Origin of the sequence: Epilithonimonas sp. JDS, from assembly GCF_021261315.1 — a bacterium.
Lineage (GTDB): Bacteria > Bacteroidota > Bacteroidia > Flavobacteriales > Weeksellaceae > Epilithonimonas.
Window position 1 is genome coordinate 800,106 of record NZ_JAJSAX010000002.1, and the last position, 20,815, is coordinate 820,920.

The following is a 20,815-nucleotide window of genomic DNA, read 5'->3' on the forward strand; positions in this document are numbered from 1 at the left end:
GCAAGCCACGCTTATCTTATATATGAACAGAAAAGTTACGTTACACCTAGATGCGACCTTATATAAATCTAAATATATAATTTACTTTAAAAATTAAAAAAGTATATATTAAATAAATAATCTTTCATACATTCGAAAAAAAACAAATAACAATGGCAAAAAAAGTAGATATAGATGTAGCGAAAATTGAATACGAAGATCATATTAAGGAATTTGAAAAATTCGAGAAAGCTGTAATAGATCAGATTTCAGTTTTAATCAATGAAAATGACATTAAATTAGCTACTCCAATACAATCAAGAATCAAAGCATTCGCTTCACTCTCGGAAAAACACGAAAGTGGAAGATTTACAATGAAGAAAAGTATACTTGAGCTTCAAGATCTAATTGGTTTTAGAATTTTGATGCTTTTTAAGAGGGATGTTGAATCAATAGTAAGACTTATTAATGACAATTTCGAAATATTAAAGGAGTACAATACTGATGAAAAGCTTTCTGCTGATCAATTTGGTTATTCATCAAAACATTTAACAATTAAAATAAAAGATGAATGGTTAAAAGTTCCTTTGTACAAAAACCTTGGAAAATATACAGGAGAAATTCAAATTAGAACTTTATCACAACATCATTGGGCTGAAACATCAAATATTCTTCAGTATAAGGATAAAACTAGTGCACCTAGAGAAATACTTAGATCTATTGGAAGGGTTTCTGCTTTATTAGAAATGGTGGATTTAGAATACGAACGTTTATTAAATGAACGTGAGAAATATAATGAGGAAATCAAAACTGACTATAATAAATCCGAAAAGCTAAATGTTGATACGCTAAAAATAGTTTTAGATAAGAATTTACCCATCAAAAATCGGAAGGATGAAGAACCTTACAGTGAACTATTGAAAGAGATTCTAGAATTTGGAATTGATACTTCAGAAGAATTAGAAGATCTGATTGTGAGAAGGAAAGATGAAGTTATGATTGCTGAAAAGGAAGCGCTTAAGAACAATACAGTGAATCCTAGAGAAGATATTGGCGTATACTATTCATTTGCTGGCTTAATTCGCAGTGTAATGCGTTTTGAAGATGCAGAGAAATATGCGAAGATTAGAGAGAAAAAATAAAAAGAGCGGAGATTATTTTTTATTTCCGCAATTCTGATATTTGCGCTAAACAAAAAAACCTTTCCAAAATCGGAAAGGTTTTCTTTATCTAATACTGAAAATTCCTAAAAGCTTCCAGCGTCTTATCAATCTCCGCATCGCCAATTGCAGACGAAATAAACCAAGTTTCATAGCCACTTGGCGGAAGGTAGATTCCCTGTTCCAAAACCTGATGAAAAAGATTGTTGAACAAGCCAATATTGGAATTATTCACCTCATTAAAATTACTCGCAGAAGTCACATCAAAGAAAATCGACATCATACTTCCCTTTCGGTTGATTCTGTGTTTGATGCCTTTCTCATTCAGGATTTTTCCAATCTCGAAATCCAAGGTCTCTGTGGTTTTTGCTAATTTGTTATAAAATTCTGGGTCTTGTTTTATCAATTGCAACGTTTTGAGTCCAGCTCGCATTGCCAAAGGATTTCCGCTCAAAGTTCCGGCTTGGTAAACGTTTCCTCTTGGCGACAGGTAATTCATAATTTCGTTTCGTCCAGCAAACGCACCTACTGGCAATCCGCCACCAATCACTTTTCCGTAAGTCACCAAATCGGCTTTCACATTTAAAGCTTCCTGTGCGCCACCAAATGCCAATCGGAATCCCGTCATCACCTCATCAAAAATCAAAAGTGCACCATTCGCGTCACAGATTTTTCTTAGGTTTTCAAGGAAATTATTCTCCGGCAAGATGCAACCCATATTCCCGGCAATCGGTTCTACGATGATGCAGGCAATCTGTTCTGGATTCGCTTTGAAAAGGTCTTCAACTTGTTCAAAATTATTGTACTCAGCCAGCAAAGTATCTTTCGCAGTTCCTTGCGTTACACCTGGCGAATTGGGGCTTCCAAACGTTGCCATTCCACTTCCCGCCTGAATCAAAAACGAATCCGAATGTCCGTGGTAACAACCTTCGAACTTGATGATTTTCTCTCTTCCAGTAAATCCTCTTGCCAAACGAATTGCGCTCATACAAGCTTCAGTTCCGGAAGAAACCATTCTGATCTGGTCGATATTCGGGACATTTTCTACAATGTACTTTGCAATCTCAGTTTCCAATTCTGTTGGCGCTCCGAAAGAAAATCCTTTCTCAGCCTGCAATTTCAAAGCTTCCAAAACTTCGGGATGCGTGTGCCCCAAAATCGCTGGTCCCCAAGAATTGATGTAATCGATATAGTTTCTGTCGTCTTCATCGGTCAGGTAAGCACCTTTCGCAGACTTCATAAAAAGTGGAACGCCACCCACAGATTTGAATGCACGAACCGGCGAATTCACACCGCCCGGAATATATTTGTACGCTTCTTCAAAAAGCGCTGAACTTCTTTGGTATAACATTGTTGTTGATAGTTGTTGGTTGATAGTTGTTAGTTTTAAATCTAATTTCTAACATCTGGTTTCTAAATTCTAAGACCTCGGTTTCTTATTCTGAAGATAAATCAATTGTCCGGATTTTGGCTGTTCGCCTTGGTTCATCCTGTTTTTGCTGTACAGTTTTTTCTCCTTGATGGCAAATTTCTGAGCAATATCGTGCATCGTTTCGCCAGTTCCGGCTTTGTAAGTCGCTTTGTTGCCAGATGAATTTTTACCTTCCAGGAAGATAATGTCGTTTTTCGCCAGTTTAGAACTTTCCAATTCGTTGTACTTCATCAGACGTTTTTCGCTGATCCCGAATTTCTTTGATATTTCAGAAATATCAGCATCAACTGGCATTACAAAGAATTTCACACCATCATTCGGATGATTTTTCACGAGAATATTTTTCAGAAGTGCAGTTCTGGTTTTGGAATCTACAATATCAGAAACTTTCGATTGCTGATTAGCGTAAGAACCATGAGAATAATCCACTTTTATAGTCGGCGGCGTCACTTTGTCATTCTGTCTTTCCTGACTCAGCTGAGCCATAAAAACCGCGTCATTATTAAGAGAAGGATACAATTTCAAGATCGCATAATACACCTCATCTTTGCTCGTGTTATCAAACTCGTAAAGTTTATAGCGCTCAATTTTATCAATCAAAATATACGCATATCTCGGATTTGTGGCGTAACCGGCTTTCTTCAATCCGTGCGCCCAGGCTTTGTAATCTTTCGGATTAAGGTCAAAAAGTTTTGTGTAATATTTTCTGGTCGCCAGGAAAACCGAGTGGTCTTCGTACGATTGTTTCGGATCTTCATACACACGGAAACACTCATTGGGTGCGTCGTCTGTGTGGCTCATCGTCTTGCCCGTCCAGTCTTCTTTGCATTTGATTCCGAAGTGGTTTTTCCCCAGTTGTGCCAAACGGCTTTGTCCGCCGCCGGTTTCCAAAAGTCCCTGAGCCAAGGTGATGCTCGCCGGAATCTTATATTTCTCCATTTCTTCCACCGCGTACGGCGCGAATTTCTGGATGTATTGGTCTTCCGTCTTCCAGGTTTGAGATTTCACCAAGCCTAAAACACTCACAAAACCAATCACTAATAACTTTCTCATATTTATTTTTTACAAAATATTTTAATTTTTCAAGAGCTATTTGACTACGTCGAACAGTTACTTAATATTTTTTATTTGGAGCTGTTTCCCGCTATCCACTATTACTCCTCGCGCCAAGGCTAAATCCATCGCCTGCTGTGGGGTAACCGTTACTATCGGGGCTATGGGTTTCTAAATTCTTTTCAACATTTCCCTACCAAAAGAATTTTTGTCATTCCATAGAAAACCCAACGAAGTGGTATGACGGATTCACTCTAGACACAGCCATTCAACAAATTCAATCTCATAATTTAGATTCCTACGGAATGACAATATTATGGAAATTCGTTTATCTGAATTCTTCGTTTGCTTTTCAAAAACAAATTCGCGCCTTTGATGCCTTGCAATCCGCCGGTATGAAAAGCTAGAATCTTTGAACCTTTCGGGAAAAATCCTTTTTCTGCCAATTCAAAAATAGTCTTTATCAGCTTTCCTGTGTAAATCGGATCCAGCGGAATCTGATATTTCTCAAAGAACCAATTTATAAAACGGACATTCTCTTCTGATATTTTGCCATAACGGTTTTCATCAGCATTTACCAATTCGAAGTTTTCCTTTCCGCTCCATTCCAGAATTGTCTTTTCCAGCGAATCATCTCTTACAACCTTGATGCCTAAAACCTTTTGACCAGGTTCCGCAAATTTGGAAATTCCGGCAATTGTTCCGCCGGTTCCAACTGCGGTGCAAAGATAATCAAAATCTTTGGTGTCGTTTCCCAGCATATATTGCACACCTTCCACTGCCGATTCATTACTTCCACCTTCTGGAATAATCAGCGAATTTGGATATTGATTTGAAAATTCTTCCGTGATCTTTTCTTTATTCTGATAATCTTCTCTTGATACAAAATGAAAATCCATTCCGTTTTTTGAAGCTTCGGAAAGTGTTGGATTTTCGTGCCAATTGTTTTCCAATTCGTTTCCGCGGATGATTCCAATCGTCTTGATTCCAAACTCTTTTCCGAATGCAGAAACCGAAGCAATGTGGTTTGAAAATGCGCCACCAAAAGTTATTAACAAAGGATTCTCAGGTTTTGATTCCAGATATTGGTTGACGTTAAGGAACAGTTTCCAAAATTTGTTTCCGGAAATTGTTGGGTGAATGAGGTCTTCCCTTTTGATGAAAATCTTGACATCAAAATTGGTTTTGAGTACTGTGATGGGGATTTTATGTTCCGGGATTTGAAGCATCTTCAAAAGTAAAAATTTCCAATGAAAGGATGGATGATAAAAGTTAATTAGTGAAATAATTGATTGTTTTTTCCTACGCTGGAACCAAGATGTCAGTGCTTCGCACCTTTTTATTATATATTGACGGTTTCTACCAACATTTTACAACTTCGTTGCTTTAGAAAGCATAATAAGAATTTATATCTCATTTCTAATTGACACAATCTCCAAGCATAATTGATCTGTACAACGCAAAAGATAATTCTCAACTTAAAAGATAATTTTCCTAAAAAGGTCGAAGACCTGAAATCTTGGTAGAAACATTGACAACGCAAAGAGAAAGGTGCGAAGCACCGGCATATTGGTTTTTAATATTGCTTTATTTAGTAAACATCTCTGCAATCTTAAAGTTTGAAAACGAACACCGAAATAAAAATTTATTCTGATATGTTCAACTGATATGAAAACTTGATTTGGATGACAAAACCCATAGCCCCGATTGCAGCGAAAATCCTTTTTTGCATGTAGTATGATGAATATTTGCAACAAATCATGAAGCAAAAAAGATTGCAGCGGAAAGCGGGATTAAGCTCCTGAAAATTTCATAATAACAAAAAAATCCACCGAAAATGGTGGATTTTGTATGATATAATTGCTTTGAATTATTTAGTTCTTTCGATGATTTTTTTCACTGCTTTTACGACAGCTTCTGCATCGATTTCGTACTTTTTCATCAATTCTGCAGGCGTTCCAGATTCCCCGAAAGTATCGTGAACGGCTACAAATTCCTGAGGTGTTGGTCTTCTTCTGGACAACATTCCGGCGATTGATTCTCCAAGTCCGCCAAGGAAATTATGCTCCTCTGCAGAAACTAATTTTCCGGTTTTCTCTACAGACTTAAGGATGATTTCTTCGTCCAACGGTTTGATTGTGTGGATATTGATGATCTCACAAGAGATACCTTCTTTTTCCAACTCGTCTGCTGCCAACAAAGATTCCCAAACCAAATGTCCGGTTGCAACAATCGTTACATCAGTACCTTCTTGCAAAAGAATTCCTTTTCCGATCTCGAAAGGCATATCTTCCGGAATAAAAACGGGAACGACAGGACGACCAAATCTCAGATAAACTGGGCCTTCGTGCTCTGCTACGGCTAGAGTTGCGGCTTTGGTCTGATTGTAATCGCAAGGATTGATCACCGTCATCCCAGGAAGCATTTTCATCATTCCGATGTCTTCCAAAACCTGGTGTGTGGCGCCATCTTCGCCCAAAGTAACTCCGGCGTGGGAAGCTGCAATTTTTACATTTTTGTTTGAATAAGCAATTGACTGACGGATCTGATCGTAAACTCTGGATGTTGCAAAGTTGGCGAAAGTCCCAGCGAAAGGAATCTTCCCGTTGATCGTAAGACCTGCTGCCAAGCCCATCATATTGGCCTCAGCAATACCAGTCTGGAAGAATCTTTCCGGTGCTTTTTCTATAAATTTCTCCATCTTCAGAGAGCCGATCAAATCTGCGCAAAGTGCAACAACATTTGGGTTGGTGTCAGCCAATTCTGCCAAACCAGCTCCGAAGCCTGAACGTGTATCTTTTTTTTCTGTGTATGTATATTTCATTTTGATTGTAGTTATAACGGATTAATAATCAGCTGGTGCTTCAAGATACAATTGTTTGAAAGCTGTATCCAACTGCTCATCATTTGGTGCTTTTCCGTGCCAAGCGTGGCTTCCCACCATATAATCTACACCGCTTCCCATCTCTGTATGAAGTAAGATAGCGACTGGCTTTCCGTTTCCTGTTTCTGATTTTGCTTTGTTCAAAATAGCAGTTACAGCTTCCAGATCGTTACCGTTTTTTTCTTCTAAAACTATCCATCCGAATGCTTCCAGTTTTGCGTGAAGATCTCCTAACGGCAAGACATTGTCTGTATCGCCATCAATCTGTCTTCCGTTGTAATCTATTGTCGAAATGATATTGTCGACTTTCTTTGCCGCGGCATACATAAAAGCTTCCCAATTCTGACCTTCCTGCAATTCGCCATCACCTTGTAGTGTGTAAACCAAAGAATCATCTCCATCCAACTTTTTGCCTTGAGCTGCGCCTAGAGCTACAGAAAGGCCTTGACCTAATGATCCCGATGCTACTCTGATCCCTGGCAAACCTTCGTGAGTTGTCGGGTGGCCTTGCAATCTAGAGTTCAGTTTTCTGAAAGTTGCCAATTCTGCAACCGGAAAGAATCCAAATCTTGCCAGAGTACTATAAAATACCGGCGAAATATGACCATTGGAAAGGAAAAACAAATCCTCGCCTTTACCTTCCATCGTGAAAGGTAATTTGTAGTTCAAAATTTCTCCATAAAGTGCTACGAAATATTCTGTACAGCCAAGAGAACCTCCCGGATGACCGCTGTTTACAGCGTGAACCATTCTAAGAATGTCTCTTCTGATCTGCGTTGAAAGGCTTTTCAACTCTTCAATAGATTTGCTCATTGTTTAAGATTTACTTTGCTTGCGAAAATACGAATTTTTAATATGTAAATCCAAGCTGAGATCTACATAATCAATCCGACTTATGAATAATTAACAGTTTTTATCATTAAAAATATCAAAACAAAAAAACTCCAGCGTTTCCACCGGAGTTTATTTTTTATTCTTAAAGAAATTATTTCAAATTAAAGTTGAAACCTACAATTACGGCTCCTACAGTTTCTTTTCCAATACCCGGATGATCATCATAGTATCTTCTGTCATATTTTCCAGAGATACTTTGGTAACCTACATAAAGTTCACCAACAGGCATATTGTACATAAACTTTGGAAGAGCATACAAACCTCCGTTCACATTGTCATTGGTTGAGATTCCGTAACCTAAGTCTAAACCAACTGCTATAGGAGCTCCATTAAATGAATACTTACCTGAAACGGCAACCGGAATAAATCCGAAATCATCACCTTTGTAAGATGCGTTCCCATATCTGTAACTTTTTGCTACGTAATGAGAATATCCAGTGGCGATACCTAAATCAAAATTCTTAGCAAGATTCCACCTGTAGGCAGCATCAAGACCTAATGTAAAGTCAGAGTTTCCAGTGGTTGGCGCACCAATGTGAGCACCTAATTTAAAACCTTCCTGTGCTTGGGTAAACCCAAAAACTGCAATAGCTGCAGCTACAAATATCTTTTTCATAGTTTAAAAATTTATTCAGGTTCACCTTTACAAGTTCTATACCAAAATAAATTTTATTTTCTCTCTATGCTGTTGTATGCCATAATAATTTTCTTTACTACAGGGTGTCTCACAACATCTTCTTCTGTCAAATGAACGAAACCAATTTCCTCTACATCCTTCAAAATAGTCATCGATTCCTTGAGTCCTGATTGCTGATTTTTCGGTAAATCGATTTGACTTGGGTCGCCTGTGATGATGAATTTGGCATTCATTCCCATTCTGGTCAGGAACATTTTCATTTGGGAATGAGTCGTGTTTTGGGCTTCATCCAAAATTACAAAAGCTTCGTCCAGGGTTCTACCTCTCATAAATGCCAAAGGTGCGACTTCGATAATTCTTTTTTCCATATAACCTTCCAGCTTTTCGTGTGGAATCATATCTCTCAAAGCATCATAAAGAGGCTGCATATATGGATCTAATTTTTCCTTCAGATCGCCGGGAAGGAAACCGAGACTTTCTCCCGCTTCAACCGCCGGTCTTGTCAAAATAATTCTTTTCACTTCTTTATCACGGAGTGCTCTTACAGCTAATGCAACACTGGTGTAAGTTTTCCCTGTTCCCGCCGGACCAATCGCAAAGACCATATCTTTCTTCTCAGAAACTTTGACTAGTTTTTTAAGATTGGTCGTTTTCGCTTTGATGACTTTTCCGTTGACGCCTTTTACAATGATATCCTGATCGAAAACCAATTGCTTTTCAGAATCGTCCTTCAGTTTGAGAAGAGATTCCAGTTGTTTTACCTCAAGGGAATTGTGCTTGGAAATATAATCCGAAACATCATCCAGTTTTTTCTTCAGCAAATCCAAAGTTTCGCGGTTCCCCATTGCAAAAACAAAATTGTCTCTGCCTGTGATCTTAAGTGTTGGAAAACTGGATTTTATCAGATTGAAATTTTGATTCTGAACACCATAAAACGTTTTGGTGTTTATGCCTTCAAGTTCATAATTTATTTCGAACATAAATAATATTAGTGGTTAGTCTAACAAATATATGAATAGATTTGATACGATATTAGTCTTTAAAAATTGAATTATATTAAATTTGCAATAAATACATAAATATGTCAGTCATTACGCTCACTTCAGATTACGGACTTGTGGACCACCGCGTCGCAAGTATGAAAGGTAAAATCCTAAGCTGGAGCGAAGAAGTGAAAGTGGTTGACATCACGCATAATATTACGGCTTACAACCTATTACAAACGGCGTACATTGTTCGCAATGCTTATAAATTTTTCCCGGAAGGCAGTATTCACATTATTGCTGTGGATAGTTTTTATCACAAATCGAGGAAAAATATCATTGCCAAGGTAGATGGACATTATTTCATTTCGGCCGATAACGGGATCACAAATCTGATGTTTTTCGATATAAAACCGGAAGCAATTTATGAGATTACTCTTAATAACCGTTTCGATGACAAAGTGATTTTCCCGGCAACGGAAATCTTCGTTCCTGCCGCGATGCATCTTTATAAGGGCGGACTGCCGGAAGTGATAGGAAGAAAAATTAAATCCATCAAGGATGTTTCTTTCCCAAGAGCCATTTACAACGAAGCCGAAAAAATGATCGTTGGCGAAGTGATGTATATTGATAATTTCGGGAATGTGGTCTCTAATATCAGCAGGAAGTTTTTTGAAAAATATGCTTTGATCTCGGGAAAATTTACGGTTAAATTCCGGAATATTGTGTCTTCAAAAGTATCAGATCAATATACGGATCTGGTTACAGACTGGGATCGTGAGCAGGAATCTCACGGGAAATCATCGGTTATCTTCAACGATGCGGATCTTTTGGAAATTACAATTTACAAAGGCAACGTTTCGAATGGCGCCTCTTCTCTTTTCGGGATGAGCACGGGAGAAAAAATCTATGTAGAATTTGAATAAAAAAAACCGACATTGCTGTCGGTTTTTATCATTATTGATTTAATATTTTTATTGTTTGATCAAATTCTTGCTGAAAGTATCGTTAGCCGTTTTGATTTTCACAACATAATTTCCGGCTTTAAGTCTGGAAACATCGAATGTATTTTTAGATACACTTTCGGCATCAAACTGTTTTACCAATTTCCCGGAGATGTCATAAACCTCAACTGAATTAATTTTTGAAATTCCTTTCAAAGTAAATTGATTCTTAACCGGATTTGGAGACAGTGAAATATCTTTAGAATTCTTCACATCATCCACAGCCATAAATGTGCAGCTGAAATTAGCTTTGAAACCTGGTCTGGTCTGGCCAGTAAAAGATCTGAAAGTAATTGTAATTGCACCACTTTCGTGAGTAGATTCGTAAGCTGCTGGAATGGTATTTCCTGTCAATTTCGCTGCACCAGAAAATACAGGAGAAGTTGAAGTCCCATTTCTCATTGTGATATAATCCGCTTCATTCAGGTCAAATTGTGAGAATGTAATTTTGAGTTTTTGAGAAGGATCGTTTGGATAGAACGTCTTTGTCCAGGTCTCATTATTTGAATAGTTAGCATTTTCTCCACCCGTATCAGTCACGGTTTTGCCACACCAGTTGTCACCAGTCAGGATAACCAAAGATCTCTGATACAGTGGGGAACAATCTGTTCCGACTTCTACTTTATAAAATATGTTTGATGACAATCCTGTAATATCAAACACTTTTGTATTGGTTGTCCCAGATTTTACGATAGTTCCGTCCATTGTAGAAACTCTGTATTTCCAGGAAGTAGATGTATTATCTGCAATGGTAACGGTAGCCGTACTTTCGGATACATTAGTCACCGTCATATTTGTCAATGTCACATCGCAAGATTTAGAACAATCGCCGCTCATACAAGCTTTGGAATCAATTGTCTGTCTGATAAGATCTCCCGGCTGCTGTCCGAACCCGTTTGCAAAACTAATTCCTACAGAACCTACCAAATGGCAGTAACTCATAATGGTTCCTTTGGTAGTTGTCGGAAGAGGCCCATCACATCCTTCATCATTTCCAGACGCCGGTCCGCAACCGTCTATTGCTGTATTATTACCATTCCAAGCGCAAGCGTGGGTGTGAGGTGAACCTAGATTATGACCAAGCTCGTGAGTCATCGCTTCGATGTTCCAGGAATAAGTTGGAACAGCGACATTCTGGTTATTAACGCCACAGTAAGAATATTTATAAGTTCCACACAATGCGTCCACATAAGCAACACTTGTAGTAGCTGGATTTCTGATTAATTGTGCAAGATCTCCGTTAAAAGTGGTTCTTGTAGTTCTAAACTGATTAAGAATGGTACCAGGCTGTCCGGAATAAGGATCAGTTGTAGTCCAGGTAAATGTGGAGCTCATTGCAATATTTACATTCTCATTATCATATAATGTTTTGATATTATTGAATAAAGCAGTTACCCAGTTATTAACGGTAGTAACATTTGACCCATTCTGAGTGTATGGTCCATAACCAATCTCAAAATAAATTCTTACACAGTTCGCAGTCAATTTATTAGACTTCTGTTTGTAGGGATCAAAAGAAATTTTCTTTGCTGTATTTTCCGGAAGTTGGTCTGCACTACATGAGAAAGGATTTTTAGATTTCAATTTGTAATCGCTGTAAGAAACGAAATTCTGAGAATCTTTTGTTTTTCCTAAAACAATATTTCCGAATTCATTAGTAGAAGCAACGCCAACAATATCATTATCAAAGAAACTGAAAGCAACGATAGAACTGTTATCGCCTTTAATAATCCCTTGGTAGTAGACACCTGGCGTATAAGCCTTGATGCCCTTATCCGTTTCTACCTGGAAATCATTTGTAAGAATATTATTTTTAACCAATTCCACTGTCACCTCACGGTTTTCGAAAGGAAAGGTAAGTTCCATTGCCTGTGGTTTTTCATCCACAATCTTTTGCAGTTCCGCAGACTTCAACTGCATCACCGTTACATCCGATGCTTCATTTTTATAAATGTTCGCATTTTTGGAGTCTACATCTTTCGTAAAGGGGCTAAACTTTACAAAGCTTCTGTTTTTTACTTTTTGATCTGCTACTTTTTGAGCTATCGGTTTCAGATTCTGCGCAAATCCAAAAATCATCATTGAGACTGAAAATAATAGCTGTAAAATTCTCTTCATAATTATAACATTAAATTTATGATACAAAAAAAGCGTTTTTTTTCCAAAATTCACTTCAAATTGTAAATTTTAACTCTAATAATTTAATTAAAATATTATTGTCAAATCGACTTTTATATTCTCATTAGTGAAAATTATTATCAATTAGTTGCAATTATTATATATTTATTCAAAAAAAAATAGCCAGAAAACTAAATCTGGCTATTTTAATTAATAATTAATTATTATTCTTTAATCAGTTTCCTACTCAACGTTTCTGTTAGTGTTTTGATAACGATGACGTAATTACCAATTTTCAGTTTCGAAACATTGTAATCGTTTTTAGAAATTGCCGCTGCATCAAACTCTCTAATTAATTTACCGGAATTATCAAAAACTTTTACCGACTCTATCTTATTGATTCCTTCAATCCTAAAATTACTCTTAACAGGGTTTGGAGACAGTAATAAATCTTTAGAATTCTTCACGTCATCCACAGCTAAAACAGCGCAGCTAAGATTTGCTTTAAAACCTTTTGCAGTCACACCTTGATCTGATGAAAAAGTAACTGTAATTGCCCCAGTTGCATGAGTTGACTGGAATGAAGAAGGAAGTGAAGTTCCTGACATATTGCTAGCACCTGAGAAAGCAGGAGAATTAACAAGTCCGTTTCTAACTGTCAAGAAGTCATAGCCTTCTTCCAAGTCAAATTCCTGGAAAGTAATCTTCACTTTTTGATTGGCATTATCTGGATAAAAAGTTTTGGTCCAGCTTTCGCCATCTGTATAATTTGCATTCGCTCCGCCAGAATCTGTAATGGTTTTTCCACACCAGTCATCTTCTGTCAAAATAATTTGACTGCGTTGGTAAGCACTTGAACAATCAGTTCCAACTTCTACTTTATAGAATGTGTTTGGAGACAATCCGGTAATATTTACCGTTTTTGTACTTGTATTGCCAGACTTTACAACGGTTCCGTCCATTTTGATTACTCTGTATTTCCATTGAGAAGAAACATTATCCGTAATTGTTGCCGTAAGACCAGTTTTAGTAATGTTGCTTACCGCCAGCGTACTAACTGTAATAGTACAAGCAGTCACACAATCTGTTCCAAGACAAGCTTTTGAATCCACAGTCTGTCTGATTAGCGCGCCAGGCTGTTCTCCGAAACCTAAGGACATATTAATTCCAACTGAATTCAAGTGGCAATAACTCATTATTGTTCCTCCAGCGCTAGGAATTGGACCTACAAGATCACAACCTGTTTCCGGATAACCAGCTAATGCGCCACAGCCGTCAATTGGTGTAGAATCTCCATTCCAGGCACAAGCATGGGTGTGAGGAGAACCTAATGCGTGTCCCATCTCGTGGGTCATTGCCATAATAGTCCAGGAATATGTTGGAACATTGCTATACGTCATATTGATACCGGAATAGGCATATTTGTTAGTTGAACAAAGCGAGTTCAGATATGCAACACTTGTCGTCGAAGGATAATTAACCAAATGCGCCAGATCGCCGTCGAAAGTTGGTCTGTTTGTTCTGAAAGCTGCAAGATTTTGGCTGTAAGTTCCTGTATACGGATCTGCAGTTTCCCAGATAAAAATAGTTTTTAGTGACATTTTCACGCCATCATTCACATATAAAGTATTGATATTGTTATGAACTGCCGAGATCCAGTTTGTAGTCGCTGCAACAGTAGATCCATTCTGCTGGAAAGGTTTGTTGCAAATTTCATAATAAACTCTTACACAAGAATTCGTCACTAAAGGCGCTTTGGAAGAGGGTTTGTAATTGATTTTCTGTTTTTCGTTTTCCATCATCTCATCTGCAGCACAAATGAATGGATTTTTGCCAGTCAGTTTCTGATCATTATAAACCACAAAATCTTCTGAATTAATGGCTTTTCCTAAAGTTACATTTCCGATATTCGGAGCAGATGCAACGCCCACAACATCATTATCAAAGAAACTAAAAGCAACCACGGATCTGTTATCACCCTTAATGATTCCGCGATAGAAAACACCCTTCTTGTAATCCGTTACTACTTTTTTATTGGTTTCAACTTTGAAATCATTGGAATAGATGTCCACTTTTACCATTTCAACAGTCAGTTCTCTGTCTTCAAACGGGAAAGTCATTTCCACAGCTTCGGGTCTTTCTGCCAAAATTCCGGAAAGTTTTTTGCTGTCCAGTTTCAAAACTCTTGCATCTCTTGCGGCCTGTTGGTAAGAGGCTTGTTTCCCACCACTGTTATCCAAACTAAACAGACTTAGCGACTTGAATGCTACTTTCTGCGCCTGATAATCATTAACTTCTTTAGCTATTGGTCTAAGTGTTTGAGCAAACCCCAAAACACCTAAAATCAAGAACACAAACGATTGTAATCTTTTCTTCATACTTTTAATTTTATTTATTTAGTACAAAATAAGCATTTTAAATTGGAATTCTATTTTAATATTTGAATTTTAACTATTTAATGACAATACTTAAATTCAGAAAAACCTATCACTGAATAAAAGCCATCTTTAATTTGGGATTACGAGCAAAAAAAATAGTCCAAAAATTAATTTGGACTATCAACAACTGATGATAAATTATTATTCTTTAATAAGTTTTTTGCTAAATGTATCTTTATCTGTTTTGATCATTATCAAATAATTACCGGATTTCAATTTAGAAACATCGTAAATGTTTTCCAAAACCGAAGCTTTGTCAAATTCCTTGACCAGCTTTCCGGAAAGATCTAAAACTTTGACAGAAACAACTTTTGCAATACCATTGAGAACAAACTGATTTTTAACAGGATTTGGAGACAATGAAAAATCTCTGGAACCCGCAACATCATCGATACCTAATGTTGTGCAGCTCAACAAGGCTTTGAAACCTGCAGTATTAATGGTTGCATCTGACCTGAAAACCAGAGTGATTGCTCCCGTTGAATGAGTAGATTCAAAAGGACCTCTTATAAATGTTCCTGTCATATTATTCCCACCAGGAAAAACCGGAGAATCTGCATTAGGCCCATTCCTTACAGTCAGGAAATCTTTGCTTTGCTGAAGATTAAACTCCTGAATCGTGATTTTTACTTTCTGATTTGGCGAATCCGGATAGAAAGTTTTTGTCCAGAATTCGTTATCCGAGTAATTAGCAATTGCGCCCCCGGAATCCGTTATGATTTTTCCGCACCAGTCATCATCAGTTAAAACAATTTGCGACATCTGATAACTACCGGAACATGCAGTACCAACCTCTATTTTATAAAAAGTTCCAGGCAAAAGACCAGTGATCACAAAAGAATTGCTAGCAGCTTCATTACCAGATTGCAATAGTTCTCCGCTGACCGACAGAACCCTGTAGCTCCACTGAGCATCCGTAACAGATAACGCTGTATTAACATTGACAGATATAGAATTTTTAGTAGTATCACCTAAAGAAAAAACAGTTGAACCAGAAGTACAAGCATTTGTACAGTCTTGTACAAGGCAAGACTTGGAATCAACAGTTGTTCTTATCCGTGCTGATGGCTGTTCTCCAAAACCATTTGAAAAATTAATACCGATCTCGGGCATTAGGTGGCAATAACTCATAATAGTTCCTCCATTTGTGGGAAGGACATCAGATGTACATGTTAAGCCTTCACTAACAATAATAGCTGGTCTTGCAGTAGGTCCACACCAATCTATAGGTGTATTGTTTCCGTTCCAGGCACAAGAGTGTGTATGAGGCGAACCCAGCGAATGTCCCATCTCGTGAGTCATTGCCATAATAGTCCAGGAGTAAGTAGGAATATTTTCATAAGTGATATTGATTCCGGAATATGCATATCGGTAATTTCCACACAAAGAATTTAGGTATGCTACACTTGTGGTAGATGGATAATTGATCAAATGAGCAAGATCGCCATCAAAAAATTGTCTATTAATACTGAACATATAAAGATTTTCATCATAAGTACCGGTATATGGATCTGCAGTTTCCCAGATAAAAACTTTTTTCAGAGACATTTTAACACCATCATTCACGTAAAGTGTATTGATATTGTTATGTACCGCAGATATCCAGTTTACAGTATTTGCAACGCTGGAGCCATTTTCTATAAACGGCTTATTACAAATTTCATAATAGATGCGCACACAATTATTGGTTACTTCTGGTGCTTTTGAATTTTTGGGATCAAAACTTATTTTCTGTTTTTCATTTTCCATTAATTCATCGACTCCACAAATGAAAGGATTGATTCCCGTCAGTTTCTGATCGTTATAAACCACAAAATCTTCCGAATTTTTAGCTTTTCCTAAAGTTACATTTCCAATATTATGAGCAGACGCAACGCCGATCACATCATTATCAAAGAAACTAAAAGCTACTACCGACTTATTATCGCCCTTGATAATTCCTCTGTAGAACACGCCTTTTTTATAATTGTCAACTTTCTTTTTATTGGTTTCAACTTTAAATTCCGGCGAATAAATATCCACTTTTACCAATTCGACAGTTAATTCCCTGTCTTCAAACGGAAAAGTCATTTCGAGTGCTTCTGGTCTTTGCTTTAAAATATTTGAAAGTTTTTCAGTATTCAATTTCAAAACCCTGGCGTCTCTCGCAGCTAGTTGGTAAGAGGCTTGTTTTCCACTGCTTTCATCTAAAGTAAATAAACTTAGCGATTGGAAAGTGACTTTCTGAGAATGATAATCATTTACTTCTTTGGCAATGGGTCTCAGCGTTTGAGCGAAACCTAACAAACCAAGAAAAATGGCAAAAAGAAGGTGAAGTTTTGTCTTCATGTTGTTATTATTTTTTCTAAAAATAAAAATTATTATCGTAATATCAATTATATAAATGCTTTTTAAGTATTAATAATTCAAAACATGATCATTCAATTCCCTGTTTTATCTTCTGTCAATAAAAAGTATCTTTGCAAAAATTTTCTTGATGCTGTATTCCGTTATCAAAGCGATTCACATTATTTTTATGGTAAGTTACTTTGCCGGGATTTTCTATTTGGTAAGACTTTTTGTTTATTATAAGGACACGGATGAATTTGATGAAGTCAAACAGCAGATTCTGAGAAATCAATACATTTTTATGGCCGTCCGACTTTGGAATATCATTACCGTTCCTGCTGGAATTTTGATGTTAGTTTCCGGACTGACAATGATTTTTCTGAATTCTGGACTAATGAAAACGCCTTGGTTTCATTTGAAACTTACGTTCTTGGTTGGGTTGGGAACTTACCATTTCTGGTGCTGGAAAAAAGTAAAAGAACTTAAAAGACTGAATGGCAGTATTTTGCCAACAAGCAATATCAAACTCAGACAGTGTAATGAGATTGCCACCTTCATTTTATTTGCCGTAGTTTTTACAGTAATCCTCAAATATTACGTTATAGAATATTGGTGGCAGCTGCTTCTAGGATTTTTCGGAATCGTGATTTTGATAAGTTCAATTGTGAAAATCGTGAATAGAAATAAGAAAAAACAAAACTAATACCCTCAAACTCTAATACTCTCAAACTCATTTATGATTGCAATATTCAAAAAAGAACTTTGGAATTTTTTCGGAAACTGGAGCGCGTGGATCATCATCGCTGCCTTCAGTGTGATCTCTGCACTTTTCCTTTTCTTCTTCGAGAATGATTTTAATATTTTCGATATCGGAAGCGCAACGCTGCAAAGTTTTTTCGTGCTTTCACCTTGGCTTTTTATGTTCATTATTCCGGCAATCAGTATGAGAACTTTGGCTGAGGAGCAACAATCTGGAACCTTGTTTTGGCTTTTTTCTCAACCTGTGAAGGTCACGGAAATCGTTGGTGGAAAATTCCTTTCTGTTTGGCTGGTCGGGATTTTGTGTTTGCTGCCTTCATTGGTTTATTATTATACAGTTTACGTTTTGGGCGTTCCGGAAGGCAATATTGACGGCAGTATGACTTTCGGAAGTTACATTGGCTTGATCATTTTGATTGCTGCATTTTCCGCAGTCGGGATCTTGGCTTCATCAATTTCACCCAATCAAATCACGGCTTATCTTTTGGGCGTTTTCATTTGTTTTATTTCGTACTTCGGGATCGAGCAATTGGCGAGTTACAAATTGTTGGGAAGTGCAGATTATATTTTGCAGAATATTGGATTCTACCAACACTTTTTAGCGTTCACCAGAGGACAAATTGATACGAGAGATGTTTTTTACTTTCTATTCGTGATATTCCTGGGATTGGGATTGGCGAGTTGGTTTGTCTGGAAAAAGAAATAAGGAAGAGACAAGAAAAAAGAATAAAGAGAAAAGACTTTCAATTGGAACGTTGAATCTGCAGCCCGGCTTGAGTAGATCCCGATGTAAAATCGGGAGGGAACGGAAGGCGGATAAAGCTGCCCAAATCATAAAAAAAAGAAAATCCATCAACAGACAACTAACAACTGTCAACTAATTAAGATGAATAAAAAAAATAAAATCACCCTTATCATTATCACTGTTCTTCTCATCATCGGGATGAGCGGATTGGTTTATAAACGTTTCGATCTGACGGCGGAAAAACGATATACGCTTTCGGATTCTACCATCAAAGTTTTGGAAAGCGTGAACAAACCGATGACGATCGAAGTTTATCTGGATGGCGATTTCCCGGCTTCCTTCAAGCAGCTTCAGAACGAGACCAAGTTTATGCTGGACGAGTTCCGAAAGATCAATTCAAAAATCGATTACAAATTCCGTGATCCGATTGCAGAGAAAATTCCGCAGGACACGCTTGCCGGAATGGGAATGCAGCCGTCGATTCTACCAGATATGAAGGATGGAAAAGTTTCGGAAATCGTGATGTTTCCTTACGCTGCGATCAAATATAACGGTTTCGGAACTTCGGTTCCATTGATCATTCAGCAATCCGGAATTGATGCAAGTACTCAACTTAGCAAATCCATAGAAAGCCTTGAATATAATTTTGCATCGACCATAAAAAGTTTATCCGAAGAAAGAGCCAAGAATGTTGGATTCTTGGTTAATCAACAGGAGTTGGGACCGGATGAATTCCGTGGATTTATGGATGTGGCGATGGAAAATTACAATGTTGGTCCAGTGATTCCGGAAAACAAAACCGAATTGTCTTTGGCCGATGTTCCAAAGCTCAAGCAAATGGATGCGCTTGTCATCGCAAAGCCAAGAAAAGCCTTTACCGATGGAGAGAAAGTCATTCTTGACCAATACATTATGAATGGCGGAAAAACCCTCTGGATGATCGATGCTGTGAATGCCGAAATGGATACGCTTTTCCAAGCAAAGAAAATTATGGCTTATCCATTGGATCTCAATCTGACGGATTTCATGTTTAATTATGGACTAAGAATCAATCCTGCTTTGACGAAGGATATGAAAAAGTCTGCACTGATCAGGATTGTTTCTGGCGAAGTGGCTGGCAATCCGCAATACAGCAGTTTTCTTTGGCCTTATTTCCCATTGGGAATTGCGGAAACCAAGAACCCGATAACTAAAAATATCAATCCTGTAAAATTCGAATTCCCGACTTCTATTGATACCTTGGGAAGACCAAATATCAAGACCAAAGTTCTGTTCGAATCGAGCGAAAGAACCATCAGCAAAACGGTTCCTAATTATGTGGCCTTGTCCGAGATCGTTCGCGCAGACAGCATTGGCGAAATGGAACGTCCTACGCCGCCGAAGATTTTCGCTGTGGCTTTGGAAGGGAAATTCACTTCAGCTTATGCGACGAGAAGTGAGAAAAATGCCTATCCTGGCTTCAAAGCTCATAGTACAGAAAACAAAATGCTCGTAATCGCTGACGGTGATATTGCAAGAAATCAAATCTGGAAAGGAAAACCGCTGCCTTTGGGCGAAGATTTGCTTACCAAGGAACATTATGGAAATGCGCAATTCCTCAGAAATGCCCTGGATTATCTTTTGGACGACAGCAATATGATGGAACTCCGCAACAGAACCATCGAAATCCGCTTGCTGGATAGAGAACGTGTGGACGAAGAACGTTCGAAATGGCAATGGATAAACTTGCTTTTACCATTGGGGATTTTGGGAGTTTTGGGTGCTGGATTTTATTTTATCAGGAAGAAAAGATTTTCTTAATTATAAATTATGAAAAAACTAATATACTCTCTATCATTAATTTCCAGTTTCGCTTTTGCTCAAAATGTTAAAGTCACATCTAATTATGGAAGTGAAAATCGAGATATTCAGGACTTAATTAATTTTGAAAATATTTTTTTTGACACATTTAATTTTCAGTCAGAAACATTAAAAGGCAAATCTTATGTAATTGCTTTGGAAGAATTCAAAAACGGAAAATTACTCAAAACATCTACGCTTTTTGATGATGATTATTTCAAAATTGAAAAGGATAAATTAACTCTGAAATTTGCATTCAAATTAGCTGATGGAAAACTCAAAACTCAGATTTTCGGAAATGGTTTTATGAGTAAAAAATCTTACTTCAAACTATCTAATAATGAAGACGATTATGCCGTGAAAAATTTCTTCGGAAGCGCAGATGAACTGACATTGGACATCAATAAAAAGAATTATATTTTTGCGATCATTACACCAACGATCCACGAAGATGGTTCTGGCTCATATTGCGAAGTTGCCCAATCTGATACTGCGCCGGAAAAACTTGGAGAAAAATTTAAAATTCCTCATTATTTTCTGGTAACTGTCAAATTCAATTAAG

Annotated in this window: 16 protein-coding genes; 6 read left to right on the plus strand and 10 right to left on the minus strand. The window is 37.4% G+C overall.

The features are described from left to right. Positions 1-152 precede the first annotated feature (152 nt). The gene (locus tag LUD75_RS10275) at positions 153-1,121 is read left to right on the plus strand and encodes a RelA/SpoT domain-containing protein (protein WP_232705580.1); all 969 of its coding nucleotides are present in this window, start codon (positions 153-155) and stop codon (positions 1,119-1,121) included. A gap of 88 nt (positions 1,122-1,209) precedes the next feature. Here the strand turns inward: LUD75_RS10275 and hemL are convergent, their stop codons facing one another. The 7 genes from hemL to LUD75_RS10310 all read right to left on the minus strand — a co-directional run bounded on the left by hemL (position 1,210) and on the right by LUD75_RS10310 (position 9,019). Further along, complete coding sequence (gene hemL, locus LUD75_RS10280) at positions 1,210-2,490, minus strand: glutamate-1-semialdehyde 2,1-aminomutase (protein ID WP_232705581.1); 1,281 nt, start codon at positions 2,488-2,490, stop codon at positions 1,210-1,212. A gap of 69 nt (positions 2,491-2,559) precedes the next feature. Further along, complete coding sequence (locus LUD75_RS10285) at positions 2,560-3,624, minus strand: glucosaminidase domain-containing protein (RefSeq protein ID WP_232705582.1); 1,065 nt, start codon at positions 3,622-3,624, stop codon at positions 2,560-2,562. Positions 3,625-3,938: 314 nt separating this feature from the next. Next, positions 3,939-4,853: a pyridoxal-phosphate dependent enzyme gene (locus tag LUD75_RS10290; protein ID WP_232705583.1), complete on the minus strand. Its 915-nt coding sequence runs from the start codon at positions 4,851-4,853 to the stop codon at positions 3,939-3,941. A 641-nt stretch (positions 4,854-5,494) separates the two neighbouring features. Further along, entirely contained in the window at positions 5,495-6,448 is a 954-nt protein-coding gene (locus LUD75_RS10295) for a transketolase family protein (protein ID WP_232705584.1), read from the minus strand. A 21-nt stretch (positions 6,449-6,469) separates the two neighbouring features. Further along, positions 6,470-7,321, minus strand: a complete 852-nt coding sequence (locus tag LUD75_RS10300) for a transketolase (protein WP_232705585.1) — start codon at positions 7,319-7,321, stop codon at positions 6,470-6,472. Between the two features lie 172 nt (positions 7,322-7,493). Next, positions 7,494-8,018: a hypothetical protein gene (locus tag LUD75_RS10305; RefSeq protein WP_232705586.1), complete on the minus strand. Its 525-nt coding sequence runs from the start codon at positions 8,016-8,018 to the stop codon at positions 7,494-7,496. 53 nt (positions 8,019-8,071) lie between these two features. Then, positions 8,072-9,019, minus strand: a complete 948-nt coding sequence (locus tag LUD75_RS10310) for a PhoH family protein (protein ID WP_034975753.1) — start codon at positions 9,017-9,019, stop codon at positions 8,072-8,074. 101 nt (positions 9,020-9,120) lie between these two features. Between LUD75_RS10310 and LUD75_RS10315 the strand changes: the two genes are divergently transcribed. Beyond that, positions 9,121-9,948 (plus strand): SAM-dependent chlorinase/fluorinase, encoded by an 828-nt coding sequence (locus LUD75_RS10315; protein WP_232705587.1) that lies wholly within the window; start codon positions 9,121-9,123, stop codon positions 9,946-9,948. Positions 9,949-9,996: 48 nt separating this feature from the next. On the opposite strand, the gene LUD75_RS10320 is transcribed toward LUD75_RS10315, so the two are convergent. The 3 genes from LUD75_RS10320 to LUD75_RS10330 all read right to left on the minus strand — a co-directional run bounded on the left by LUD75_RS10320 (position 9,997) and on the right by LUD75_RS10330 (position 16,910). Then, complete coding sequence (locus LUD75_RS10320; protein WP_232705588.1) at positions 9,997-12,144, minus strand: M12 family metallo-peptidase; 2,148 nt, start codon at positions 12,142-12,144, stop codon at positions 9,997-9,999. A gap of 224 nt (positions 12,145-12,368) precedes the next feature. After that, positions 12,369-14,522, minus strand: coding sequence for a M12 family metallo-peptidase (locus tag LUD75_RS10325; RefSeq protein WP_232705589.1), 2,154 nt, complete (start codon positions 14,520-14,522; stop codon positions 12,369-12,371). A gap of 201 nt (positions 14,523-14,723) precedes the next feature. Then, positions 14,724-16,910 (minus strand): M12 family metallo-peptidase, encoded by a 2,187-nt coding sequence (locus LUD75_RS10330; RefSeq protein WP_232705590.1) that lies wholly within the window; start codon positions 16,908-16,910, stop codon positions 14,724-14,726. Between the two features lie 148 nt (positions 16,911-17,058). On the opposite strand from LUD75_RS10330, the gene LUD75_RS10335 reads away from it, so the two are divergent. The 4 genes from LUD75_RS10335 (at position 17,059) to LUD75_RS10350 (ending at position 20,814) form a co-directional block, all read left to right on the plus strand. Beyond that, on the plus strand, positions 17,059-17,613 hold the full coding sequence (locus LUD75_RS10335; RefSeq protein ID WP_232705591.1) for a CopD family protein: 555 nt from the start codon (positions 17,059-17,061) through the stop codon (positions 17,611-17,613). Between the two features lie 33 nt (positions 17,614-17,646). Beyond that, positions 17,647-18,375, plus strand: coding sequence for an ABC transporter permease (locus LUD75_RS10340; RefSeq protein WP_232705592.1), 729 nt, complete (start codon positions 17,647-17,649; stop codon positions 18,373-18,375). Positions 18,376-18,555: 180 nt separating this feature from the next. Next, complete coding sequence (gldG, locus tag LUD75_RS10345) at positions 18,556-20,214, plus strand: gliding motility-associated ABC transporter substrate-binding protein GldG (protein WP_232705593.1); 1,659 nt, start codon at positions 18,556-18,558, stop codon at positions 20,212-20,214. Positions 20,215-20,223: 9 nt separating this feature from the next. After that, positions 20,224-20,814, plus strand: a complete 591-nt coding sequence (locus LUD75_RS10350; RefSeq protein WP_232705594.1) for a hypothetical protein — start codon at positions 20,224-20,226, stop codon at positions 20,812-20,814. Position 20,815: the final 1 nt, after the last annotated feature.